Source organism: Acinetobacter indicus (genome assembly GCF_009914475.1).
Lineage (GTDB): Bacteria > Pseudomonadota > Gammaproteobacteria > Pseudomonadales > Moraxellaceae > Acinetobacter > Acinetobacter indicus.
Window position 1 is genome coordinate 412,381 of record NZ_CP045198.1, and the last position, 24,382, is coordinate 436,762.

Here is a 24,382-nt window from a genome sequence, read left to right on the forward strand (position 1 = left end):
CAAATTCGGTTTTTTGAAAATGAGTTAAAATTTAATCATTAAACATTAGAAAATTAACGAGATTAAGATGAACAGGATGACACAAAAATAGGACTATTTATGCTATAATTCCCAGCTAAATTTTCGTTTTTTAACTCAAGTTTTGAGTTAAATTTTTTGCCAAATTTACGATATAAAATGCGGGCAGAAATCTGCTTGTATAACAAGGAGTATGCATGAGCGTATCGGAAATTAGACCGATTGCCATTGAGGATGAACTCAAGCATTCATATCTCGATTATGCAATGAGCGTGATTGTGTCACGGGCATTGCCAGATGTACGAGATGGTTTAAAACCTGTTCATCGTCGTGTGCTTTATGCAATGCACGAATTGGGCAATGACTACAACAAAGCCTACAAAAAGTCTGCCCGTGTTGTGGGTGATGTGATCGGTAAATACCATCCACACGGCGATTTTGCAGTCTATGAAACCATCGTTCGTATGGCGCAAGACTTCAGTCTGCGCTATCAACTGGTGGATGGTCAGGGTAACTTTGGTTCGATTGATGGCGATAGTGCGGCCGCAATGCGTTATACCGAAGTACGTATGACCAAGCTGGCCCATGAACTCCTGGCCGATCTGGAAAAAGATACCGTAGATTGGGTCGATAACTACGATGGCTCGGAGCGTATTCCTGACGTTCTGCCAACCCGTATTCCAAACCTGCTGGTGAATGGTTCTGCCGGTATTGCTGTCGGTATGGCGACCAACATGGCACCGCATAACCTTACCGAAGTGATTAATGCCTGCCTGGCCTATGCCGATAATCCGAATATCAGCATTGAAGGCCTGATGGAACACATCAGTGGTCCAGACTTCCCGACAGGCGGCATCATTTACGGTAAATCGGGCATTGTCGATGCTTACCGTACCGGTAAAGGCCGTTTGCATATCCGTGGTAAATATCATTTTGAAGAAGACCAGAAATCTGGTCGTACCACCATTGTCTTTACTGAAATTCCGTATCAGGTTAACAAAGCCAAAACCATTGAGCGTATTGCTGAACTGGTTAAAGAGAAAAAACTGGAAGGAATCTCGGAGTTACGTGACGAGTCCGATAAAGACGGTATGCGCATTGCGATTGACTTGAAACGTGGTGAGAACGCTGAAGTCATCGTCAATAACCTGTTCCTGAACACGCAGCTGGAAAACTCGTTCAGTATCAACATGGTCTGCCTCGACAACGGCCAGCCAAAACTGATGAACCTGAAAGACATCATTGCTGCGTTTATCCGTCACCGCCAGGAAGTGGTGACTCGCCGTACCATGTATGAACTGCGCAAAGCACGTGAACGCGGTCATATCTTGGAAGGTCTGACCGTTGCTTTGGCGAATATTGATGCCATCATCGAAACCATTAAAACTTCTGCCAACCCGGCCGAAGCGCGTGAGCGTTTACAGGCTGGCGAATGGGCCGCTGGTGGTGTGGTGGCATTGCTGGAAAAAGCTGGTTCCGTGTCTATTCGCCCGGATGAAATTGAAGGTGAAGATTTAAGCCGTCCATTTGGTTTGGATGGAGATGTTTACCGTCTTTCTCCAGCGCAGGTCGGTGCGATTCTGGAACTGCGTTTACACCGCTTAACCGGTCTGGAACAAGACAAGTTACATGCAGAATATTCTGAAATTCTGGCGCAAATCGCTGAATACACTGCTATTTTAAATGACTTTAATTTATTGATGGCGGTGATTCGTGAAGAGCTGGCGCTGGTATTGCAGCAATATGGCGATGCACGTCGCACTGAAATTGTTGAATCCCGCATCGACTTCTCGCGAGAAGATTTAATTCCTGAAGAGCAGGTGGTGTTAACCGTTTCACAATCCGGTTATGCCAAAACTCAGCCATTATCCGATTATCAGGCTCAGCGCCGTGGTGGTCGTGGTAAGTCTGCCACAAGCATGAAAGAAGATGATTATATCCAACATTTAATTGTCACCTCGAACCACGCGACCGTACTGTGCTTTACCGATGTCGGTAAGGTCTATCGCCTGAAAGTATTTGAAGTGCCACAAGCTTCACGTGGTTCGAAAGGCCGTCCAATGGTCAACCTGTTGCCATTAGATGCCAATGAAACCATTACCGCGATTCTGCCAGTAATTGATGCACCGAAGAAATTCAAAGAGCGTCTGGCCGATTTCCGTAGTTTTGTGAAAGCCAACTCAGTACAATTACAGAAAAATCAAGTAATTGCTAGCCATTATGCCGAACTTGAAGCCGCATTTGCAGAACTGGCAGATGGTGATGATCTGTCGGATGCCTTGCGTGTTCAGTTAAAGCAGCTGGGCCTAGAGCTGTCAGCCACAGACCTGGATGATGAAATTGTTGCAGAATTTGCCGAGCAGGCTGAAAATCTGCGCAAAAACTTCTATGTGTTTATGGCAACAGCGTCTGGTACGGTTAAACGTGTCGAGCTGGAGCAGTTCAGCAATGTGCGTTCTAACGGTTTACGTGCCATTGAACTGAACGAAGAAGACACCCTAATTGGCGTGGCGATTACCGATGGCGAGCAGCAGATCATGCTGTTCTCGAATGAAGGTAAGGCAATCCGTTTTGCTGAAACTGATGTTCGTGCCATGGGCCGTTCAGCCAAAGGTGTGCGTGGTATGCGTGTCACCATTGGTGCAGCTCAAGCGGAAGAGGCCGAAGACGATACAGCCGATAGCGAAGATGATGCAACCGATAGCAATTTTGTTAGCCGGATTGTGTCGCTGGTCGTGGTGCCAGAAACCGGTGAAGTGCTGTGTGCATCCGCCAATGGTTATGGTAAACGTACTCCGGTCGATGACTTCCCGACCAAAAAACGTGGCGGTAAGGGTGTAATTGCAATCAAGACCTCTGAACGTAACGGTGAACTGGTCGGCGCGGTGGCCATTGATGCTTCGAAAGAATTGATGCTGATTTCGGATGGCGGTACGCTGGTACGTACCCGTGCTTCGGAAGTGGCGGAAACCGGTCGTAATGCGCAAGGTGTACGTTTAATCCGTTTAGGTGAAAACGAAACGCTGGTGGGTGTAGAAGCGATTGAAGCCGTGGAAGAAGATGAATTTTCTGAAGATTTAGCTGATGAAAATACAGCTTTAGATACGCTAGAGACCGATGCAGCATCTGCTGAGCAGGATGAAAAACCGGCTGAAGAATAATTTCTCTTCTCATGAAAAGGACGCTTCGGCGTCCTTTTTTACACAGTACCGTACAGGAATAACCCAATATGCAGCTTAAATTATGGATGGGCTTGAGTGTTCTGGCTTTGGCCGGATGTGATCAGCTGGGTCAAAAAGCCATGGACGCCATTCCAAACCCGAGTCCGCAGCAGGAGCAGGTGGCACAGGCGGCCTATGACAATTTACGTGATGGCGAGTTCGAGCAGTTTCTGAATCATCTCGAACCAGAACTCAAAAGCCATTTTCAGGACAACCAGAAAGTCATGAAACGCTTTGCCAAGGTGATTCCAAAAGGCGAATATAAATCGCGTACCCTGATGACCAAAAGTATTGAAACCGGTAGTAATCAGCCGGGTCAGTACAAGATTAGCTATGAATATGCATATCCGAAAAATCTGGTGCAATATGACGTCAGCTTTGACCAGCCGGGCGGTAGCAGTAAAATCCGCAACTTGAATATTCAGGTATTTGGTGAGTGAGTGCACTCTTAATCACTACATTTTACTGCGCTTGCCAGATCACTGCCTATTACTGCATATATATTCAAGATCAGTGCAAAATGTATTTAAGTAATAGAAAGAGGTCATCCACATTGGGCTAGATATAGAGTGAGATAGGTTTCCAATCTGCTGGAAAATTTCAAATTATCTTGTGAATCTATATTGATTTTTCGACTGTATCTGCGTGCCAAGATTGAAATAATTTTGTGCAAGCCCGAGCAAGATGTGGTTAAATGCCTATTTTATTGTGTTTCACCTTGACAAGGAAAAATCATGCGCGCGTACAACTTCTGTGCTGGCCCTGCTGCATTACCCACTGCCGTATTAGAAAAAGCTCAAGCAGAAATGCTGGACTGGCACGGCAAAGGCCTTTCGATCATGGAAATGAGCCATCGTAGCAAAGATTATGTTGCGGTTGCAGAAAAAGCAGAAGCCGATTTACGCAAACTCATGAACATTCCTGAGAACTATAAAGTACTGTTCTTGCAGGGTGGGGCATCCTTACAATTCTCGGCAATTCCATTAAACCTGCTCGGTAAAAATAACAAGGCCGATTATATCCATACCGGTATCTGGTCTGAAAAAGCATTAAAAGAAGCACAGCGTTATGGCGATATTCATGTCGTGAACGCAGGTATTCAGATTGATGGTAAACATGCGATTAGCGCGCAAAGCGAGTGGGATTTATCTGCAGATGCAGCTTATGTGCATTATGCCGACAATGAAACCATTGGTGGTCTGCAATTTGCCAGCATTCCTGAAACCGACAAGCCGTTGGTGTGTGACTATTCATCTAGCATTCTGTCTGCACCGCTAGATGTTAGCAAGTTTGGTTTAATTTATGCGGGTGCACAGAAAAATATTGGCCCGGCAGGTTTAACCCTGGTGATTATCCGTGAAGATTTACTGGATCAGGCCAAGCCGGAAATTCCAAGCATCCTGAAATATTCAGATCAGGCAAAAAATGGTTCAATGGTGAATACGCCATCGACCTATGCCTGGTATTTATCCGGTCTGGTTTTTGAATGGTTACTGGAAAATGGTGGGGTTGATGCCATGCATCAGACCAACCTTGAAAAAGCCAAACTGCTTTATGGTTATATCGATTCAAGCGATTTCTACGCCAACCCGATTGTTGAAGCCAACCGTTCGATCATGAACGTACCATTTACGCTGGCCAATGCCGATCTGGAAAAACAGTTCCTGCAAGAAGCGGAAGCCAATCATCTGTTGAATCTGGCTGGTCACCGTTCAGTTGGTGGTATGCGTGCCAGCATTTATAATGCCGTGCCACTTGAAGGTGTTCAGGCACTGGTTAACTTTATGGATGACTTTGCCAAACGCAACGGCTAATCCAGCGTATACGAAAAAGCCCATCATCAGGATGGGCTTTTTTATGGGATATGGAATACGGATTAAAAAATAAATTGATGCAGCAGGTAGGCAGAAATCATCATGCCCAGAACAAAAAACAGGCAGGACATTTTATCCAGACGATAACGCTGACCCATTTGATGTTCAACAGATTGTAAGTTTTCTTCTTGCACGATTTTCATAGATATTATATTCCAGTGATCTATTTATCGTTGATACTTTCGATTTGTCACATATTATTAACATAAAAAATTGGTTAAATAAAGTACTAAATACATTTTCCTTAATAAACTTTTCAGCCGATTTAAAATCAGAACATCATCTCTTCATTCTGTTGACCGGATTTATTCAATATTCAATTTTTAAACAGATTTAATCTAAGTCTATGAAAATCAATAGAGATTAAATAATAAGCTTTAAAATTTAAAACTGTGGATAAATAAGTGATTTTTGAATTTAAAATAGTGCTATTTAGAATAAAACTGTGGATAAAATATAATCAAATAAATTCAAAAGATACAAAAAAGACCTGCTTCAAGCTGAAAGCTCATATTGAAGCAGGTCTTTCTTTAAATATAAATTATTGTTTTTTCGCGTAAATACTGACCTGAATCCAGATATTGCCGCGAATGAACTGGCCAATTTCAAAATCAGCAAACTTGGGTTCTTTGGTCGCAATACGGATTAAAGTGGCTGGCTGGTTGTCTTCATGAATCAGGCAGACATCATACAGGGTGTAATCCTGATTCATAAATTGCGCTTGGGTTTTACCGACCACATTGCCCTGGAACCAGGCTTCATCTTCCTGTCCTAAGACTTCACCATATAAATAGGCCACCATTTTGGAGAAATTCACGGTCACCGGGGCTTTATCTTCTTCAGATTTTGGCTCCCAGGCATCAATCTGTTCCTGCAAATTGGCCGGGGCAACACCATTATTGGCCGCCAGAATATCATTTAAGGCACGGTGATGTTTAATCGAGGCCGGATCATCAACAATCAGTTGCTCATCTTCTGCCACGGCTTCCAGCTCGTAAGCCCAACCATTCAGATGCGCGATATAAGTCTGGTCTTTTTGGTACTGGTGGTGATTGACGCTATACAGACTGTCAAAGGCATAGACCGTGGTGTTTTCACCCAGATTTAATCCCAAAACCGCCTGGGTATTGGAAGGGCAGCTAATAATCCGTTCAATGGTCACCGGGGTTTTATACGGGCTTTCAAAACATGGAAAGGCCGTTTTAACCGCTTTCGGCTGATTGGCCTCTACGGCAATGACCTGCGCCAGTTGAATCGGCTGTTTGACCGGACCCTGAATCAGCCAGGTGCTGTCATCCATATCACATTCTTGTGCGCATAGCCCCATTGGCATGATGGGTGCATCCAGTGCCTGACCTAACCATTTGGGAACATCAACATTCGGCTGATCGGTGAGCAGCGTCCAATGCTCTACATGGCTGCCAAAACTTTGATCTTCAATGGTAATAATGTCTGGTCTGTTCTGATTTTTCATAAGCACGTTAAGAGAATGTCGAGTGGCCTTAATCTATTTAATCGAGGGTGTTTTAAATTTTTCAAGTCTGGGCACCGATTTCTCCTTTGAAAATGCCCGAAATGATGAGAAAAGTCAAAAGATGAGCTTAAGCTGCTTAAGCACAATCAGCTGATCCAGCGTGTTATTACTCTAGCAGCATCTTGGTGAAAAAGCCTGTATTTCCCGCCGCGGCGTTGAGTGAATTTTGCTACACTAGGGACATCAAAATTGCCGGAATTGAAAGTGCTGCCATTTAAGCTGTGGGTGGATGCCGATGCCTTACCAAGAATTTTAAAAGATGTGATTATCCGGGCTTCTGACCGCTATCAGCTCGAAGTAATTTTTGTAGCCAATCAGAATGTGGGCATTACTCCATCGGTGCGGATTAAATCCCTGCAGGTCATGAGCGGCGCAGATGCGGCCGATCAGGAAATTGTTGAGCGGATGCAGGCCAACGATATTGTGGTAACTCAGGATATTCCACTGGCAGCGCAGGTGATTGAAAAGGGCGGTATTGCGATTCATCCACGTGGTGAAATCTATACCACTGCCAATGTTAAAGCGCGGCTGCATTTACGTGATTTTATGGATACTCTACGCGGCGCTGGCGTGCAGACCGGTGGGCCACCGCCAATTTCTGAGCGCGATAAACGTGAATTTTCCAGCAGTCTGGATCAGACCATTCAAAAACAAAAACGTAAAACCGGCTGAATTACATGCCTTCAAAAAATAATATTGCCCTGACTTATATGCTGCTGGTGTTTATCTGGGCCTCGACACCGCTGGGGATTGTCTGGAGTGTGTCGGATTTGCATATGCTGTGGGCGCTGGCTTTACGTTTTTTTATTGCCTTGCCGCTGGCCTTTGTCTTTTTATTGCTACTCAAAGTGCGTTTTCCGGTTGATCAGACTGCTCTGCACAGTTATGTGGCGGGTTCCTGCAGCCTGTTTGGTTCCCAGATTTTTACCTATCTGGCCACCAGCTATTTAAGTTCGGGCATGATTGCACTGATGTTTGGTCTGGCGCCGATTATTGCCGGCCTGATTGGGCGTTTTGCCTTTCAGCAGCGCCTGAAAAAACTGCAATGGTTCGGGATGCTGGTTGCGGTACTGGGACTGGGCATTATCTGTTTGGGCGGAGAAAACCAGCATGTACAGCCGGTCGGGATTGGTCTGATGCTGCTGAGCGTGCTGATTTATGCCATGTCCATTTTCTGGGTCAAAAAAGTGAATGCCAAGGTGGAACCTGTGGCACAGGCCACTGGTTCAATCCTGATTTCAACCTTGATGGCAATTTTGATGTTGCCAATAATCTGGCCTTATGCACCGACTGAAATTCCGGAAACCAAGGCTTTATTCTCTTTACTGTATACGGTGGTGATGGCTTCACTGATTGCCATGTTCTGTTATTTTAAGCTGGTACAGAATATTCAGGCGACCACATTGTCACTGACCACTGTCATGACCCCAATGCTGGCCCTGCTAATTGGTGCATTTCTGAATCAGGAAGCCCTGAGCTTGACAGTGCTGATCGGAGCTTTGGTCTTATTGTTTGGCTTGTTCTTATATTTCTTCCATGATTTACGTGCAAGCCGGGCGTTGGCACGTAAACAGGCACATCCTGAAACTTATTTAGATTGACACTGCTGGATGACTTCGGCCAGTTTGCTGCGGTCTTGCGGGTGTAAAGTAATAAAATAGGCCCCGGTACGATAGCGGCCATTATCTTCGGCATTGCTATAGACCACCTGGGCAGTTGCAGCAATATGAAAGAAGTTTTCCGGATGACTTAAGGTCACGTGAATATAGCTGCCATCGGCAATTTCACGCTCGCTATAGAAGCTTAAACCGTTTTCGGAAAAGTTGACCTGTTCCGGTACAGGTAACATGCTTTGTACAATTGCATCGTATAAAGAACCGGTAATCAGGTTTAATTTTTGGTTGAATAAGGATAAGATTCGAGCAATTTGTTGATCTTTTTCAGATAATTGTTCTAATTCGTAGTTAAGCGCATGATCAAATTGATCTAATTCAGCGAGTAGTAGAAAATAACGCGGCAACATAAAATTAGGATCGTAAGGATCATTAAGAGCAACTTGATCAGAAATAAGCTGATAGTTGATTCTCAACGCAGCATCGATACGTGACATCACGCGACGTTCATTTTGAGCGTTTTGATGCTGTAAATTTTCCATAATGTATTACCTCGGACTAGATGGTATGTTTAAACCAATCTCGCTATATATAGGGTTGAGATATACGCGCGCTCGGCGCAGTAATCACTTTATTTCTTTTATTGCTCTGGTTTCAATGATCGGTCTCACTTTAGGTGTTGCTGTTCTGATTACAGTGTTATCTGTGATGAACGGATTTGACCGTGAATTGAAGAACCGGGTCTTGGGGATGATTCCGCAAGCGACTGTTTCATCTACCCAGATTTTAACAGATTGGCCTGAACTTGCAAAAAAAGTTGAGCAACATGAGCACGTTACAGGTGTTGCACCGTTTACCCAATTACAGGGGATGTTGACTGCACATGGCCAGGTTTCCGGCATTATGGTGACCGGTATCGAACCGGAATATGAGAAGAAAGTTTCGATTATTCATCAACATATGGTGGAAGGCAGTATTGATAACCTGAAAAAAGGCGAGTTTGGGATTGTGCTGGGCAAGCAAATGACCGATGCCTTGGGCCTCAGTTTAAATGACAGTATTACTTTGGTCTTGCCTGAAGCAACGCCATCACCGGCCGGTGTGGTGCCACGTTTTAAACGTTTTACCATTGTGGGGATTTTCAGCATTGGTGCCGAAGTTGATTCGATGATGGGCTATATCGCCCTGAATGATGCTTCGACCTTGTTACGTCTGCCGGATGGCGCACAAGGCGTACGCATGAAGCTGGATGATATTTTTGCTGCACCCACCGTTGCCAACGACATTGTGAGTGAACTGCCAGCCAATTTCTATGCCTCAGACTGGACCTATACCCATGGCAACCTGTTCAGTGCGATTCAGATGGAAAAGGCCATGGTCAGCCTGTTACTGTTCTTAATCGTACTGGTCGCAGCCTTTAATATTGTCTCTTCTCTGGTGATGGTGGTGACTGACAAAAAAGCCGATATCGCAATTTTACGGACCTTAGGTGCATCTCCGGGCACGATTACCCGAATCTTTATGGTGCAAGGGACCGTGATTGGCGTGATCGGGACAGTCTCCGGCGCGATTCTTGGAATTATTTTTGCCTCCAGCATCAGTGGTTTTATTGCCTGGCTGAACAATGTTTTGGGCTTGAATCTGTTTGATGCCTATTTCATTAACTACTTACCATCGCATTTAAGATGGCAAGATGTCGTGGTCATTGTCAGCCTGTCTTTAATTTTAAGTTTCCTGGCCACAATTTATCCGGCGTTACGCGCGGCGAAAATTCAACCTGCAGAGGCGCTTCGTTATGAATAAAACTGTACTAGAAGCCAAACAGGTCACTAAACATTTTACTGACGGCAAAACCACAGTAGATGTACTGCGCGGCCTCGATTTAAAAATCGAACAGGGACAATTTGTGTCGATTGTCGGCGCCAGTGGTTCAGGTAAAAGTACCTTGCTGCACGTCCTTGGCGGGCTTGATCGTCCAAGTCAGGGCGAGGTTTATTTAAATGGCCAGCGCTTTGACAATTTAGGCGAAGCTGAGCGTGGTTATTTGCGTAACCAATATCTGGGCTTTGTTTATCAGTTCCACCATTTGCTACCTGAATTTAGTGCGCTGGAAAATGTGGCAATGCCCTTGATGCTGCGTAAGGAAAGCAACTTTAAAGAAGTCAAACAGCAGGCCGAATATCTGCTGGATCGGGTGGGCTTATCGCATCGATTGACCCATAAACCGGGTGAACTGTCGGGTGGTGAACGTCAGCGTGTGGCCTTGGCGCGTGCCATTGTCACCAAGCCGGCAGTCATGCTGGCTGATGAACCGACCGGGAACCTGGACCGTAAAACCGCCATCAAGATTTTTGAGCTGTTACGCGAGCTGCGCCGTGAGTTTAATATGGCCATGCTAATTGTGACCCATGATGAAGAGCTGGCCAAATCGGCCGATACCATTTTGCATATGCAGGATGGCATCTGGGTACCCGACTAAAACCCGATTATCAGATCAATGACCCTTGAAGCCCACTCCGGTGGGCTTTATGCTTGCTCAAAATAAAAATAAGACAGAAAACGACATGTTCAAAATCATGGGTGCCGGCTGGATTGTAGGTATTGCCTGTATGGGCACAACGCTATGGCCGATGCTGGATTTCCCGCTCTGGTTGTCAGGCCTGTTACTGATTATCCTGCTTTTACAGCAAATAGCTGCTTTACATTGGTCCCATCTGGGCATCCAATTGATTAATACCTGTGTGGCATTTGTCATTACATTTTTGTTGGGGCTGAATTTTGCCCAAAACCAGTTGCAAGAGCGGTTGATATTTCGTGAACTGACCCGCCAGCCGGCAGAGGTGGTGGTCTATGTCCAGCAAATCAATCAGCTGGGTAGCAGCCAGCTCCGGCAACCGGTTCAGGTGCTGAACCGGCATAGCCAGCCGGTGCAATGGCTGGCCTTGCTGCCGGCTGAACAGGAACTACAGCTGGGGCGTTATTATCGTTTACAGGGGCAGACCTTGCCGGCGCACAGTTTTGCCGTTCCGGGTGCGTTTGATGTAGAGCAGTGGTATCTCCAGCAAAATATCATGAGCGGCTTTCAGGTCCAGTCGATTGTGGAACTGACTGAATCGGAACTGTATCGGCTGGGATTTGGGGGCTATTTAAGACAGCAGCAGCAACTCTGGCCGCAGTTTAAATTGTGGATCGAAACGCAGCGTTTACAGATTCGTGACTTTATCCAGCAGCAGGCATTGCGGCATCCCGGTTTAATGCTGGCACTGCTGACTGGCGATAAAAGTTTACTCGATGAAGCCACCGAGCAGCAGTTTCAGCGTTTCGGGATGAGTCATTTGCTGGCGATTTCCGGGCCGCATGTGCTGATTTTTGCCGCCATGCTGTGTTTTGTGCTGCAGCGCCTGGTCACTCGCTATTGGCCCGAATTATATGCGCGATTGCCCCGAAGTTATCTGCTGTTGCTGCCGTTTATGGGCTGTGTATTTGTATATTGTGCCTATGTTGGGTTTGAAATTCCTGCGCTCAGAACTTTACTGATTTGTCTGGTGGCAGGCGCCTGCCTGTTGCTAAAGCAGCCGATACAGCCGCTGTCTTTGCTGATTGGTAGTGCTTCGTTATTGCTGCTGCTTGATCCGTTGAGTGTGCTGTCGGCGGCATTCTGGCTGTCTTATGGCGCCTGCTTTGTGCTGTTAAGGATTTACCAGACCCTCCGGCAACAACCGGTGCATCCGCAGCAGACGTTGATGCAGAAATTGTGGCAGGGCTTCCGGCTGTTATTTGAATCGCAATGGAAAATTTTTATTGCGCTGTTTCCGCTGATGATCATCTTCTTCAAGCAGATTGCCTGGATTGCGCCGCTGAGTAATCTATTGGCCATTCCCTGGATCGGTCTGGTGACTGTACCGCTGGATATTCTGGCCGGTTTAAGTTTTTATCTGGCGGAACCGCTGAGCCAGTTGCTGTTTCAGCTCAATGACTTGGCGCTAAGTCTGTTATTGGGTTGTTTGCAGTTGCTGGATTTGCTGTTTGTGCCGCAACTGATTCCGGTTGCGCTGAGCCCACCGATGCTGCTGAGTCTGGTGCTGGGACTGATGATTTTATTTCTTCCCGCAGGTCTAGTGCCTAAAGCCTGGTCAGCGCTGTGCTTGTTGCCTTTGCTGTTTCAGGATCAGTTTTCTCGGCAGGTGGAACTTACTGTGCTGGATGTTGGGCAGGGGCAGGCAATCTTTTTACGCTATCGTGAACACAGCATGATGATTGATATGGGCGGTCATTATGATGAACAGAAATGGAGTATCGGCCGGCAGATTATCCAGCCCTTTTTAAGTGTCAAAGGCGTGCAGCAGTTAGATTATTTATGGTTGACCCATCTGGATCAGGATCATAGCGGCGCTTATCAGACCTTAAAGCCACAGTTACAGGTGCAACAGGTCTATGCCAATGCTCAGCTTGAAGTAAATCCTCATAGCCATTTTGACTATTGCCAGCAAGGACAGCAATGGCAGTGGCAGCCGGGCATCCAGATACAGATACTCTCTCCGAAACCGGAGCAGTTAAATCCTGTAGAACAGCAGAAAAATGAAAGTTCCTGTGTGCTGCTGGTCGAGTTTGCACAGGCTCAGCCTTATTCTCGCTTTTTATTGATGGGTGATGCAGGCTGGCCGACTGAATATCAGTTATTACAGGATTATCCGGATTTAAAAGTGGATGTGCTGGTGCTTGGCCATCATGGTAGCCGGCACAGTTCATCTTACCAGTTTTTAAAACAGCTGGAGCCTAAACTGGCAATTGCATCGGCGGGGCTAAATAACCGTTATGGGCATCCGAGCACACAGGTACAAGCCCGACTGAACGCCTTAAAAATTCCATTATGGCAGACCGCGCAGCAGGGTAGCATCCAGTTTTATCCCACTGAGAATGAGGTGCTACCGTATCGGCATATGCGGGTTTGGCTGCGGCGTGATTAAGCGGAATTAGCTTTGGTATTTTGAATTAACGCCAAGGCTTCATCCGTAGGAATATCATAAATCCGTCTTAAGGCTGGATGTGCCTTAAAGCGTTTATAACTCCAGTGATAATGTTCCGGATGCTGGGCAATCAGCTGTTCAATCTTCTGGTGAATCATTGCGGTGCCTTCATTGGCAGAACAGCCGTAGAGCCGTGCGTCCATGGCTTCAATGAAAATATCAAAACCTTGCTGTTCATTGCGCAGTGCATACAGAAACAGGGCAGCGGCTTTAGTTTTTTGAATCAGCTTGGCGCTCAGGTTGCTGGATTCAAGTGGCAGACCAAAATAGTGAATCATTTCACCCCCCAAATGCGGGGTGTGGTCCGGCAGAATTACCGTGGTTCCGCCTTGTTTCAGTGCCTTAAAAATCTGACGAATACCGCTGTCATTGGTCGGCACCAGATTGGCCTGTTCACGGCTGCGAGCGTTACGGACAAACTCATCAGCCGATGGATTTTTCACCGGTTTATACATGATGGTCATTTCGGTGTGCTGCGCCACCCAGGCATTCATGATTTCCCAGGTGCCAAAATGCGGCACAATCAGTACCACGCCTTTTTGCGCAGCCAGTGCCTCATGTAACAGCTGTTCGCCATGCACCTGATGAATGCGGGAAATATTCTTGTGGTTTTCTGCGCCCCAGATATTAAAAAACTCAAAATAAGAGGTGAGTTCATTGCGAATGGCCTGACGCGCCAGCTGTTCACGCTGGGTCGTATCTAAATGCGGCAGGGCAATATTTAAATTGAGGCGAATGACCTGAGAGGTCTTGCTGAGCTGAAAGACATTCAAAAATGCCGCCAACACGCGGGCCGCCCAACGTGAAAGGCTGAGGGGTTGTCGACTGACAAAATGAAGTAAACGAGAGATAGTCGTTGGGGCGAGTTTATCAGTCATTCAGTATAGTGAAATCTAAAGAACAGGTTAAAAATGAAAATATTATAGGGGAAAACATTCAATTTAGACAGCAATCAGTTTTTCGGCGTATATAATGGAGGAAAATTAACTCGAGTTTTGGATTGTTTTTATGTCCGATTGGCCGCCTAAACCAGAAAATGAAATCAAGAATAGCCATCCACCCACAGCACAACAACCGACAGGAAACGAATGGAAGTTACTGGAAAAAGCGGTTTTAGCCTCTGTTGAAGAACAGCGCCGCGCCAGACGCTGGGGAATTTTCTTTAAGTTCCTGACCTTTGCCTATATTTTTATTCTGCTGGTGATTATGGGTAAAAGCTGTAGCAATAATTCTGCTACGGCCGTGACCAGCAGTTCGCATATTGCCGTGGTCGATATTGTGGGCACCATCGCAGCGGATAAACAGAGCGTCAATAGTGAAAATACCATTAAATCACTGCGTAAAGCCTATGAAGCAAGCGGCAGTAAGGCGGTGGTGCTAAATATTAATTCACCGGGCGGATCACCGGTTCAGTCCGATGAAATCTGGCAGGAAATCCAGTATTTAAAACAGCAGCATCAGGATAAAAAACTGTATGCGGTGATTGGCGATACCGGCGCTTCAGGCGCTTATTATATTGCTTCAGCTGCCGATGAAATTATTGCCAATCCATCCAGTCTGGTTGGCTCGATTGGGGTGATTATGCCGAATTATGGCGTTAGTGGCTTAATGCAAAAGCTGGGTGTTGAAGATCGCACCATGACCTCCGGTGAAAATAAGGCGCTGCTGTCGATGACACAACCGGTGGATCCGGCACAAAAAGCCCATGTTCAGGGTGTGCTGGATAATGTGCATGCGCATTTCATTACTGCAGTCAAACAGGGCCGTGGCAACAAGTTAAAAGCCAATGATCCAACCTTGTTTTCCGGTTTATTCTGGACCGGTGATCAGGCGTTGAAACTGGGTATTATTGACCGTCTGGGCAGTATGAATACGTTAAAACGTGAATTAAAAGTCGACAAAACCGTCAACTATACCATTGAATATAATCCGCTGGATTCGATGCTGGGTCGTATGGGCACTGCGGTAGGTCAGGGGATGGCCAGCGCTGTATCGCAGCAGATTCAATCTGAACAAAGTACCAAATTACAATGAAACCATTAATCCATTTTGCTCACGCCAATGGCGTACCGTCACGGGTCTATCAAAAACTATTTCAGCATCTGCAAGATGATTATGACGTGATTGATGTGCCTTTGCTCGGGCCAGATAAACGTTATCCAATCGATAATCACTGGAACAGTCTGACCCAGCAGGTGATTGACAGTATTGTGCGGCAGGCACAAGGCCGCAAGGTGATTGCACTGGGTCATTCACTTGGTTCGGTGCTGAGCTTTCAGGCCGCGCAGCAACGCCCGGAACTGTTTTCCCAGCTGATCATGCTGGATCCGCCAATGATCATGGGTAAAGAAGCCTTAGTGATGCATGTAGCGAAACTGTTGAAGCTGAAAGCCCTCGATAAAATGTCACCGGCGGGATTGTCTAAACGCCGCCGTGATCATTGGGAGTCACGTCAGCAGGCGGCCGAGCTGCTCAGACCCAAAGGCTTTTATCAAGATTTTGATCCGGACTGTTTTCAGGCTTATATCGACCATGCACTGACAGAAGATCCTGTACGTGGTGGGGTGACGCTTACCATTCCTAAAATGGATGAAGTACAGATTTTCCGTACCAATCCATCTTTATGGTGGTTGCCACAGGCCAAATTGAAAGTACCGGCACAACTGGTGGTGGCCGAGAAAGGTCCGTTTCTGGCCCGCAAGTTTCCGCAGCAAATTGAGAAGAAATTCGGGATTCCTTTTCATGTTGCGCCGGGCGGTCATATGTTCCCACTGGAACAGCCTGAGCAAGTGGCACAGATGATTAAATCCTTATTAAAGGATCAGGCACCTTAAGATTACTTTTGGGAAAAATCAGGTCATAAAAAAACGCATCCGAGGATGCGTTTTTTTATAGATATTACTTTTTATTTTAGCGCTGACAGAACTGTAGCGGTTGCGCTAACACCTGACCACGATACAGCACCGCGTTTGGTGTGTGCTGCAGCGTACCACTACAAATCCATTCCACCACTTGCGGATAAATCAGATGTTCCAGCACATGCACACGATTGGCCAAGCTTTCCACGCTGTCCTGATGCGATACAGTAAGTACCCCTTGGGCCAGCGCCTGACCGGCATCCAGCTCGGCAGTCACATAATGTACCGTACAGCCATGATAGACATCACCCGTGTTTAACACCCGTTGATGAGTATGCATGCCTTTGTAATGCGGCAGCAGAGAAGGGTGAATGTTCAGCATTTTCCCTTCCCAGGCTTTAACAAACTTGGCGCTTAAAATGCGCATAAAGCCTGCCAGCACCACCAGATCAACCTCCCAGTCTAAAAGCTGTTGATGCATCACATCATCAAAACTTTCACGGTCTGGGTATTGCTTGTGTTCAATTACCGCAGTGGCAATACCGGCTTTTTGGGCACGTTCCAGCGCATAGGCTTCAGGCTTGTTGGAAATGACCCCAACAATTTGCCCGGAAAGACGGGCATCAATCAGGGCTTGTAAGTTCGATCCACTGCCTGAAACAAGTACAGCAATTTTCAACATAGACAATTACGCAAAAATCACACGGATTTTTTCGTCAGCACCTTCAACAGATTCTGCATTGTCAACAATGTGACCCATGGCCCAGGCTTTTTCGCCTAACTGGTTCAGCAATTCAACAGTTTTGTCTGCATCTGCTGCATCCACTGCCAATACCATACCAACGCCACAGTTAAAGGTACGGTACATTTCGAATTGTTCAACACCGCCTTCTTTTTGCAGCAGTTTGAACAGTTCTGGCCATTCCCAAGAGGATTCGTTAATTACCGCTTGCGCACCATTTGGCAGAACGCGTGGTAAGTTACCAGGTAAACCGCCACCGGTGATGTGCGCCATTGCGTGAACATCAACAGATTTAAGTAATTCAAGAATCGGTTTGACATAAATACGGGTTGGTTCCATCGCTGCATCTGCCAGCGGACGGCCATCTACGATTTGAGTCAGGTCAACGTTTTTCACGTCCAGAATTTTACGAAGCAGAGAATAGCCGTTTGAGTGTGCACCTGAAGACGCAACACCAATCAGAACATCACCCGCTTTGACTTTAGAGCCATCAATAATTTTGCTTTGCTCAACCACGCCTACGCAGAAACCTGCAAGGTCATAATCTTCGCCTTCATACATGCCTGGCATTTCAGCAGTTTCACCGCCAACCAGTGCACAGCCCGCAAGCTCACAACCTTGACCGATCCCGGTAACTACATTGGCTGCAACATCAACGTTTAAGTGACCCGTTGCATAGTAGTCGAGGAAGAACAGTGGTTCTGCGCCACAAACCAGCAGGTCGTTCACACACATGGCCACCAGATCCTGACCAATAGTGTCATGACGGTTTAAATTAAGGGCTAAACGTAATTTTGTACCAACACCGTCTGTGCCTGATACGAGAACAGGTTCTTCATAACCTTTAGGAATTTTACAAAGTGCGCCAAAGCCGCCTAATCCGCCCATCACTTCAGGACGAGTGGTGCGTTTCGCAACAGATTTAATTCGATCGACTAACGCGTCACCGGCTTCGATGTCGACACCAGCATCTTTATAGCTTAAACCAGGGGTAGGGTTAGAAGTTGAGTTGCTCATAATGAAGTCTCCGCATTCGCGCGGGGGATTATAACCCGAATATACGAAACTCTTATGTTATTTATGCGCTAAAATGCTATCTTTATTAAAATATTTTACTTTATATAACGATTACACTGCAAAAAGGCGAGATTCTATGGCAGATCGTACTTTACGTCGCATTTTTATCCTTGCCGGGATAGCTTTAATTTTTTGGATTTTATATTTACTCAAGCCGGTCGTTATTCCATTTATTGTCGCCTTTCTTGTGGCTTATCTGTTCAGTCCGCTGGTTGATACTTTATATCGGGTCGGGGTGCCGCGCTGGTTATCCATCAGCATCGTTTTTGTCGGAATCGGGATTCTACTGACCGTGGCAGTCTGGTACATCATTCCGCTGGTCTGGAAACAGCTGATGATTGCCCGCGACAGTATTCCGGTCGGAATTAACTGGATCAATACCACCTTTTTGCCTTGGATTTCTGAAACCTTTAATGTCGATGAGATGGAAATTGATACCACGCATATGTCAACCATTATCATGGACTATGTGCAGACCAATTACAGCGCCGACAGCATTCAGGCCATGATTTTACGGGTGGCGCAGTCCGGTCTGAACTTTATCCAGATTGGCGGGACCATTGTTTTAATTCCAATTATTGCCTTCTATTTTCTGCTCGACTGGGACCGTATGCTGGACAGTCTGCGCCGTTTAATTCCACGTCCGTATGAGCGCAGCACCCTGCATATTGTGAATGAATGCCATAACGTATTAGGCGCGTTTGTCAAAGGTCAGTTCCTGGTGATGATCCTCCTAGGTGTGGTCTATGCCACCGGTCTGCAACTGATTGGTCTGGACGTTGGCCTGATTATCGGGATGGTGGCAGGTCTGGCCAGTATCATCCCATATTTAGGTTTTGCGGTCGGGATTATTGCTGCGGTCATTGCCACCTTATTGCAGTTCGGTATCGACTGGATGCAACTGTTCTTGGTGCTGGTGGTGTTTATGATTGGTCAGGCGGTAGAAGGCTACGTGCTGCAACCGTTTTTACTGGGCGATAAAATTGGACTGTCACCGGTAGCAGTGGTATTTGCTGTACTGGCTGGTGCGCAACTGGCCGGTTTCCTCGGGATGTTAATTGCCTTGCCGGTTGCCGCGGTAATTGTGGTCTTGCTGCGTCATGCCCGGGATTGCTATGAACGCAGTCAGTGGTATGGACAGTCGACGGCTATCATTCATCATGACCAGCAAACGGGCAGTATCAGCATAGAAACTGATCAGGTGGATGTCGATATTGATCTTGAGAAAGATCAGACAAAGCCACTGCAACAGACTGAAAAATCGAGTAAGATGAATCCTCTTGATCCTAAAGATGTTTAACGAAGGCCTATTCTGTATATGCGTCAACTGCAGCTTGATATAGAACCTCAACTCGATGCCCGAATCAGTGATTTTTCTGGTCCGGGCTGGGGCCATGTAATTGACGCAGTGCGCCAGTTGCATGCGGGGCTGGTTAACCGTTTTTATGTTTATGGCGGTGCGGGTACCGGCAAAAGCCATCTGCTTTCGGCGATTTGCGATTCTTATCTGGAAATTGGCAAATCCGCGATTAAAGTCTCTTTGCTGGAACTTCTGGATGCCCCGACCGAAGCCATTACCTCTTTAGATCATTTTGATCTGGTCTGTCTGGATGATATTGAAGCGATTAGCGGCGTGCCGCATTGGCAGCGCGCGGTATTTCATTTAATCAATTACAGCAATGAAATGGGCGGGCAATTGGTGTTTTCATCACGTTTTGCCCCGATTGAACTGAAACTGGAATTGCCCGATTTACAGTCCCGTTTAACTCAGGCTGTGAGTGTGAAAGTGCCGACCGGCAGCCTGTTTGCCGACCGTCAGGCTTTGGTAACTTCGGTGCTGCAACGTAAAGGTATTCAGATTGATCAGCAGATTATTGACTACTTGCTGCTACATGGTCCGCAGCAGACCTCAATGCTGTTACAAAGCCTGCAACAACTGATTCAGCTACTAAAAGGCGAAAAAACCAAACTGAGCGGCGCGAATTTGCGCCAGATCTACGCATTAATTGACGAATATCGGTAAAATACAAAAAAACTTGAGTAATTACTCTAGCTATGACAAATTACACTCAAAATAAGTCTTAGTTGCAAGGAAGCTGCAACTTAAAAATAAAAATGAATAAATAGGTTAAGGAGTAAGCTTATGCTCAAGCGGAGCATCGGCATTGGTATGCTGTTTATTGCGGGACATGCTTATAGTAGCAATATTGTTGTCACCATCACTGAAGATATTCAAGCCAATGATAAAGAATGCTCACTGCGCGAAGCAGTCGAGTATATTAATTTGGGGTTGCCGGAAGAAGGTCATAATGGCTGCGGTGGCGAAAATTCCTCCAATGTCATTCTGTTAGAAAAACACGCCGTTTATAAACTCAATCAGCAGTTAAAAATTACCCAACCCTTAAGCATTAAAACCACCTATGACACCGGCTTGAAAGAAAACAATATCAAAGGCCTGAACAATGCCATTATCGAAATGGCTGGTAATGAACGTATTTTTCATATTGAAAGCAGCGATGATAAACGTATTCAGGTCAACCTGAGCGAAGTCAGCCTGCAAGGCTGTGGCAGCGACAGTTGCCGTCCCAATCAGGGCGGTCTGATTCTGAACCATGAATACCTGGTGCTGGATTATGTCAAGCTGAGTCAGGGCCGAGCCAACCAGGGCGGTGCCATCTATAATCTGGCTGAAGTGGGAGAGAATATCGCGCCAGCCTTTATTGAAATTAAAAACAGTTTAATCCAGCACAACCATGCCACCGAGGGTGGCGCCATCTATAGCCGACTGCCAAGCTTCCGGATTTATGCAGCGGTGTTTAGCGACAACAAAACCAGCGATCTGGCATCTGCCAACCTCTACACCCAGTTACCTACAGAAGATGTCGAAAATCTCAAGCTGCTGGCCGCTGCCAATACCATCAGCAGTACGACCTTTAACCGCAATGAAGGCTATGTGCTGAACCTGAGAGACAATATCGGGGTCAATAACGTCACTTTAATGGGCAATAGCGCAGGGGTACGTTTAGAAGCCCCGGCAGGAAAAGGCTATATTGCCAACAGTATTCTGCTGGCCAATCCACATCCTGTGACGGCGCAGTCTGCTAACTGTAGCAAAGAGGCAGCCGATCAAAGCGTGCTGCAAAACAATCTGGTCTCTGAAGAATGTGGACTGGGTGATACCAATTACCCGAACCAGATCTGGCAGGGTAGCCATATTTTTAGCGGGAATATCCTGGAAGGCGCCTGTAAAGTGCTGAGTGAAGATGAGGACGCCTTATTCTGCCCGTATCAGGTTAAAGAAGAACAGTTCTTGGGCTATATCCGCCCACGTATTTTACTGAATTACCAGGCTCTGGCTGACTCTCCAATCGTCAACAAAGGCTATGCACAAGTGGGTACCACTGAGCAGGTTACTTGTGCCTCGGCAGATCAGCGCGGGGTGAACCGAGCTTCGGATAATACCTTGTGTGACCGTGGTGCAATTGAAATTACCGTACCTGATGCCTCAGGTCTCATTGGTCGGGATATTCTGGCCGGTGAAATTGCCGAAATGTCGGTCAGCGATTTAATTGGTGATAGTGATCTGGTACCAGCCGAGTTCTGTGACAGTCTGTTTAGCAGCAATCCGACTGGGAAAGCCTGGCAGGCCGGTTGTGTGCAGATTGAGCAGACCCAGACCAGTTCCAAGGGTCAACTGACGATTGATGAGCAGGGCAAGATTATTTATACCCCGGATTCTGCCTGGCATGGCGCAGATGTTTTTAAAATTAAACTGGTGACCACCAGTACACGTTTTAATACCACCAAACCATATGTAGAAATTCGTGTACAAGTAGTTCAGGCACCTGAAAACCACATGGACAGTGACAAAATTAAAACATCTGGCGGAGCAGTGGCTGGCTATGGCGTGCTCATATTGATGTTACTGGCAGCTTGGCGCCGTAAAAAATAAAAACAGGGAAAGGGAATGAAAAATTATAAAAAAGCACTCTTGGGAGTCATGATTGTCAGTGCCATGTCATTAATGGCCGCAGAAGACCGTACTATTTATGTCACTACATTTGCCGATGAAAATGGTGAAAACCCGGATAAATGTTCGCTACGTGAAGCCTTGGTGGCGGCCAAACAGAACAAAGCCTTTGGGGGCTGTAGTGTCGGCAATACCAACTATATTGCAGTGGATTATATCCGTCTGCAAGCGGGTGAATACAAGTTAAATGCTGAATTACGCCCGCAGTCCAATGTGCGGATTATGGGCGCAACACCGCTTGATTACAGCAAGAAAGATCCTATTACCCACCGTTATCCGGCGCTGATACCGCATCAGACCATTATTAACGGCCAGGGGCTGCATCGTATTGTTAATACGCTCGACAGTCAGGCCAATGTTATGTTTGACGATCTGACCCTTAAAAATGGCTATAGCGATGGGCTGGGTGGGGCTTTACTGGTTGCCGGACCGTTGACCTTAACCAATACCGCAATTCTGGACTCGCAGGCAGCGCGGGGTGGTGCACTGTATATTGCTGCCCATAATCAGGAACAGCCAATTACGGTGGTGAATAGCCTGATTCAGGGGAACAGCGCCAGTGTCGGCAGTGTGCTGGCGATGGACTGTACGGCAAATCTGGCAGATACCCAAGCCAATATTACCATTCAGCAAAGCAGTGTCATTCAGAATGGCAACAGCAACAGCCTGAGTAGCTTTGATTTTTGTGGCAAGCCGCGTCTGACTTTAACCAATACCACAGTGGCTAAAAATAAAGCGAACTTAACGCAGGGGCATATTTTTAACCTGGCCAATGGCCCGGAACACCGCCTCAGTACGCAATCGGTCTTCAGTTTAAATAACAATACCATTGTCGAAAATGAGGCCGCCAGCACCTTCTATTATGATGATTCAGGCATTAAGGTGTTAAGGTTTAATGTGCTGGCATTTAATACCGGAAAATCATGCCGTTATGCGTTGAATAATGGCAATTTAACCGAGCGGCAACCGAATATCAGCTCATCACGCAATGCGCTAATTTTCCCGAATGCACAAAGTGTAGAGCAGGGGGTATGTGACCTGCCGGAAACGCTCGCGAGCACAGAAGAAAACTCAATGAGCTCGGTGAATCTGAGTGGCAAGCAGTTAAGTGATGTGCTCTATCCAATGCAGCCGGCTTCAGCCTACAACTTATTCCTGCCGTTATATTATCCAAAAAATCTGGACAATGATGCGGACCTGGTCAATGTCGAAGGATTTGGCTGTGAAGTGTCAGATCAGCGTGGTTTACAGCGTGTGACTGATGGCACCCTGATTTTAGATCCAGAACAGAAAAACAGCTGTGAAATTGGTTCGGTTGAACTCATGCGTATGACCGCAGCAGATATTGTCAATCTGAAAAACGTGTCGCATGTGACCTTGTTTGACAGCTATCAGCAGGAGATTGACCGTTTAAAAGCGCTGGTTCAGGCACCAGAGAAAAATAAAGAGCTGTTGGCCCAACATCAGGCAGATCTGCAAAACTATGAAAATTTACTTAAATTTTCCAAGCAAAAACAGAAGTATCGGACTATTTATATCGATCCATTTGCACTGGCCCTCAAGCATGATGAACCAAATGCCGATGGTAGCGTGGCACAATTGCTGGAACTAAAACCGGAACACTTTAATATCAGTACAGAAGTCTATGGTATTGGCGGTGGTTTAGAAGATGTGGCCTTTGACCGCAGTAAACTGCTGCATGATCCAAACCTGAAATGCGAATGGGATGCCGATGTAAAACGGATTCTGTTCTATCGGGTCGATGATCAGGTGACCCAGAATATTGATTCTGCCTATTGTGCCTATACCATTACCTCGGTGACGGATCCAACTGTTCAGTCGAGTGGTTTGCTTGAAGCAAAATTCATGAACATCAAACCGATTGCCAAAGCCGACCGCTACACCATTGAATATGGTTCGGATTTGAAAATTAATGTCAATCCGCTGGAAAATGACAGTGATGATGGCGATGGACCTGTCAATACACTGCTGTCTGGACAAAATAAACCGGCCTTTTATACCGATAGCAATGGACTTGAATTGCCAATCCGTTTAACCAATTTGCCTTCAAGTGTACTGGTCACGGCAGACCGGAGTGGTCCATGTCCAGGGGATTATGTGCGTGAAACTGAAACTGAAACTTGTTATGGCGGAAACCTGCAGATTCAGGTGCGTAACAGCTATAGCCCGTTTGATTATGAGCTGAAATACAAGGTATTTGATGCTGAACAGGAGCTGTCTAATGAGGCGACCATCAGCCTGATCAATACCGCGAAAAACAGCAATACTGAAGGAAGCGGTGGTGGAAGTCTAGGGCTTGCTGGATTATTTGGTTTATTGGGCATGGCGGTATATCGTGTACGCCGTCAGTTTAAGTCCTAAATCATG

The 24,382-nt window shown here is 46.4% G+C and carries 20 protein-coding genes; 14 read left to right on the forward strand and 6 right to left on the reverse strand.

What is annotated here, in order from left to right:
• The first annotated feature begins 215 nt into the window (after positions 1-215).
• From gyrA to serC, 3 genes are all read left to right on the forward strand, one after another.
• Complete coding sequence (gene gyrA, locus GA693_RS02470; RefSeq protein WP_160241501.1) at positions 216-3,179, forward strand: DNA gyrase subunit A; 2,964 nt, start codon at positions 216-218, stop codon at positions 3,177-3,179.
• Between the two features lie 68 nt (positions 3,180-3,247).
• Positions 3,248-3,679: a DUF3887 domain-containing protein gene (locus GA693_RS02475; RefSeq protein WP_160241500.1), complete on the forward strand. Its 432-nt coding sequence runs from the start codon at positions 3,248-3,250 to the stop codon at positions 3,677-3,679.
• Between the two features lie 294 nt (positions 3,680-3,973).
• Entirely contained in the window at positions 3,974-5,053 is a 1,080-nt protein-coding gene (gene serC, locus GA693_RS02480) for a 3-phosphoserine/phosphohydroxythreonine transaminase (protein WP_045795159.1), read from the forward strand.
• A 62-nt stretch (positions 5,054-5,115) separates the two neighbouring features.
• Here serC and GA693_RS14750 read toward each other — a convergent pair whose 3' ends face one another.
• Together GA693_RS14750 and GA693_RS02485 are read right to left on the reverse strand one after the other, a co-directional pair.
• Positions 5,116-5,256, reverse strand: coding sequence for a hypothetical protein (locus GA693_RS14750; RefSeq protein WP_005176552.1), 141 nt, complete (start codon positions 5,254-5,256; stop codon positions 5,116-5,118).
• A 398-nt stretch (positions 5,257-5,654) separates the two neighbouring features.
• Complete coding sequence (locus GA693_RS02485) at positions 5,655-6,587, reverse strand: hypothetical protein (RefSeq protein ID WP_075168247.1); 933 nt, start codon at positions 6,585-6,587, stop codon at positions 5,655-5,657.
• 264 nt (positions 6,588-6,851) lie between these two features.
• Between GA693_RS02485 and GA693_RS02490 the strand changes: the two genes are divergently transcribed.
• Together GA693_RS02490 and GA693_RS02495 are read left to right on the forward strand one after the other, a co-directional pair.
• Positions 6,852-7,319, forward strand: coding sequence for a YaiI/YqxD family protein (locus GA693_RS02490; RefSeq protein WP_005176559.1), 468 nt, complete (start codon positions 6,852-6,854; stop codon positions 7,317-7,319).
• Between the two features lie 5 nt (positions 7,320-7,324).
• Positions 7,325-8,248: a DMT family transporter gene (locus GA693_RS02495; protein WP_160241499.1), complete on the forward strand. Its 924-nt coding sequence runs from the start codon at positions 7,325-7,327 to the stop codon at positions 8,246-8,248.
• Here GA693_RS02495 and GA693_RS02500 read toward each other — a convergent pair.
• On the reverse strand, positions 8,236-8,802 hold the full coding sequence (locus tag GA693_RS02500) for a PilZ domain-containing protein (RefSeq protein WP_160241498.1): 567 nt from the start codon (positions 8,800-8,802) through the stop codon (positions 8,236-8,238). The genes GA693_RS02495 and GA693_RS02500 overlap by 13 nt on opposite strands.
• Before the next feature lie 25 nt (positions 8,803-8,827).
• On the opposite strand from GA693_RS02500, the gene GA693_RS02505 reads away from it, so the two are divergent.
• The 3 genes from GA693_RS02505 to GA693_RS02515 all read left to right on the forward strand — a co-directional run bounded on the left by GA693_RS02505 (position 8,828) and on the right by GA693_RS02515 (position 13,227).
• Positions 8,828-10,063, forward strand: a complete 1,236-nt coding sequence (locus tag GA693_RS02505; protein ID WP_160241497.1) for a lipoprotein-releasing ABC transporter permease subunit — start codon at positions 8,828-8,830, stop codon at positions 10,061-10,063.
• Positions 10,056-10,739 carry a lipoprotein-releasing ABC transporter ATP-binding protein LolD gene (lolD, locus tag GA693_RS02510; protein WP_005176563.1) on the forward strand — a complete coding sequence of 228 codons (684 nt, stop codon included), beginning with the start codon at positions 10,056-10,058 and terminating at the stop codon, positions 10,737-10,739. The genes GA693_RS02505 and lolD overlap by 8 nt, the downstream gene beginning before the upstream one ends.
• Positions 10,740-10,824: 85 nt before the next feature.
• Positions 10,825-13,227 carry a DNA internalization-related competence protein ComEC/Rec2 gene (locus tag GA693_RS02515; RefSeq protein ID WP_171502413.1) on the forward strand — a complete coding sequence of 801 codons (2,403 nt, stop codon included), beginning with the start codon at positions 10,825-10,827 and terminating at the stop codon, positions 13,225-13,227.
• Here GA693_RS02515 and GA693_RS02520 read toward each other — a convergent pair.
• Positions 13,224-14,165, reverse strand: coding sequence for a lysophospholipid acyltransferase family protein (locus GA693_RS02520; protein WP_160241495.1), 942 nt, complete (start codon positions 14,163-14,165; stop codon positions 13,224-13,226). The two genes, GA693_RS02515 and GA693_RS02520, sit on opposite strands and share 4 nt — an antisense overlap.
• Positions 14,166-14,295: 130 nt before the next feature.
• On the opposite strand from GA693_RS02520, the gene sppA reads away from it, so the two are divergent.
• Both sppA and GA693_RS02530 read left to right on the forward strand, forming a co-directional pair.
• Positions 14,296-15,321 (forward strand): signal peptide peptidase SppA, encoded by a 1,026-nt coding sequence (sppA, locus tag GA693_RS02525; RefSeq protein WP_016660002.1) that lies wholly within the window; start codon positions 14,296-14,298, stop codon positions 15,319-15,321.
• Positions 15,318-16,121: an alpha/beta fold hydrolase gene (locus GA693_RS02530; RefSeq protein WP_160241494.1), complete on the forward strand. Its 804-nt coding sequence runs from the start codon at positions 15,318-15,320 to the stop codon at positions 16,119-16,121. Before sppA ends, GA693_RS02530 begins: the two co-directional genes overlap by 4 nt.
• 76 nt (positions 16,122-16,197) lie before the next feature.
• Here the strand turns inward: GA693_RS02530 and purN are convergent, their stop codons facing one another.
• Together purN and purM are read right to left on the reverse strand one after the other, a co-directional pair.
• Entirely contained in the window at positions 16,198-16,827 is a 630-nt protein-coding gene (gene purN / locus GA693_RS02535; RefSeq protein ID WP_104500385.1) for a phosphoribosylglycinamide formyltransferase, read from the reverse strand.
• A 6-nt stretch (positions 16,828-16,833) separates the two neighbouring features.
• Positions 16,834-17,904, reverse strand: coding sequence for a phosphoribosylformylglycinamidine cyclo-ligase (gene purM, locus GA693_RS02540; RefSeq protein ID WP_005176576.1), 1,071 nt, complete (start codon positions 17,902-17,904; stop codon positions 16,834-16,836).
• Between the two features lie 136 nt (positions 17,905-18,040).
• Here purM and cxpE point away from each other — a divergent pair, with 136 nt between their 5' ends.
• The 4 genes from cxpE (at position 18,041) to GA693_RS02560 (ending at position 24,376) form a co-directional block, all read left to right on the forward strand.
• The gene (gene cxpE / locus GA693_RS02545; protein ID WP_005176578.1) at positions 18,041-19,264 is read left to right on the forward strand and encodes a chloramphenicol efflux transporter CxpE; all 1,224 of its coding nucleotides are present in this window, start codon (positions 18,041-18,043) and stop codon (positions 19,262-19,264) included.
• Positions 19,265-19,282: 18 nt separating this feature from the next.
• Positions 19,283-19,987, forward strand: coding sequence for a DnaA regulatory inactivator Hda (hda, locus tag GA693_RS02550; RefSeq protein WP_005176580.1), 705 nt, complete (start codon positions 19,283-19,285; stop codon positions 19,985-19,987).
• Between the two features lie 120 nt (positions 19,988-20,107).
• Positions 20,108-21,916 (forward strand): rhombotarget A, encoded by a 1,809-nt coding sequence (rbtA, locus tag GA693_RS02555; RefSeq protein ID WP_160241493.1) that lies wholly within the window; start codon positions 20,108-20,110, stop codon positions 21,914-21,916.
• Between the two features lie 15 nt (positions 21,917-21,931).
• Positions 21,932-24,376: a CSLREA domain-containing protein gene (locus tag GA693_RS02560; protein ID WP_160241492.1), complete on the forward strand. Its 2,445-nt coding sequence runs from the start codon at positions 21,932-21,934 to the stop codon at positions 24,374-24,376.
• Positions 24,377-24,382: the final 6 nt, after the last annotated feature.

Coding starts and splice junctions, on each gene's coding strand:
- GA693_RS02530 (WP_160241494.1), top strand. CDS start 15,318: ATGAAACCATTAATCCATTTTGCTCACGCCAATGGCGTACCGTCACGG.
- sppA (WP_016660002.1), top strand. CDS start 14,296: ATGTCCGATTGGCCGCCTAAACCAGAAAATGAAATCAAGAATAGCCAT.
- GA693_RS02515 (WP_171502413.1), top strand. CDS start 10,825: ATGTTCAAAATCATGGGTGCCGGCTGGATTGTAGGTATTGCCTGTATG.
- GA693_RS02475 (WP_160241500.1), top strand. CDS start 3,248: ATGCAGCTTAAATTATGGATGGGCTTGAGTGTTCTGGCTTTGGCCGGA.
- GA693_RS02560 (WP_160241492.1), top strand. CDS start 21,932: ATGAAAAATTATAAAAAAGCACTCTTGGGAGTCATGATTGTCAGTGCC.
- GA693_RS02485 (WP_075168247.1), bottom strand. CDS start 6,587: ATGAAAAATCAGAACAGACCAGACATTATTACCATTGAAGATCAAAGT.
- cxpE (WP_005176578.1), top strand. CDS start 18,041: ATGGCAGATCGTACTTTACGTCGCATTTTTATCCTTGCCGGGATAGCT.
- serC (WP_045795159.1), top strand. CDS start 3,974: ATGCGCGCGTACAACTTCTGTGCTGGCCCTGCTGCATTACCCACTGCC.
- purM (WP_005176576.1), bottom strand. CDS start 17,904: ATGAGCAACTCAACTTCTAACCCTACCCCTGGTTTAAGCTATAAAGAT.
- GA693_RS02495 (WP_160241499.1), top strand. CDS start 7,325: ATGCCTTCAAAAAATAATATTGCCCTGACTTATATGCTGCTGGTGTTT.
- GA693_RS02500 (WP_160241498.1), bottom strand. CDS start 8,802: ATGGAAAATTTACAGCATCAAAACGCTCAAAATGAACGTCGCGTGATG.
- purN (WP_104500385.1), bottom strand. CDS start 16,827: ATGTTGAAAATTGCTGTACTTGTTTCAGGCAGTGGATCGAACTTACAA.
- hda (WP_005176580.1), top strand. CDS start 19,283: ATGCGTCAACTGCAGCTTGATATAGAACCTCAACTCGATGCCCGAATC.
- lolD (WP_005176563.1), top strand. CDS start 10,056: ATGAATAAAACTGTACTAGAAGCCAAACAGGTCACTAAACATTTTACT.
- rbtA (WP_160241493.1), top strand. CDS start 20,108: ATGCTCAAGCGGAGCATCGGCATTGGTATGCTGTTTATTGCGGGACAT.
- GA693_RS02520 (WP_160241495.1), bottom strand. CDS start 14,165: ATGACTGATAAACTCGCCCCAACGACTATCTCTCGTTTACTTCATTTT.
- GA693_RS14750 (WP_005176552.1), bottom strand. CDS start 5,256: ATGAAAATCGTGCAAGAAGAAAACTTACAATCTGTTGAACATCAAATG.
- GA693_RS02505 (WP_160241497.1), top strand. CDS start 8,828: ATGTTTAAACCAATCTCGCTATATATAGGGTTGAGATATACGCGCGCT.
- gyrA (WP_160241501.1), top strand. CDS start 216: ATGAGCGTATCGGAAATTAGACCGATTGCCATTGAGGATGAACTCAAG.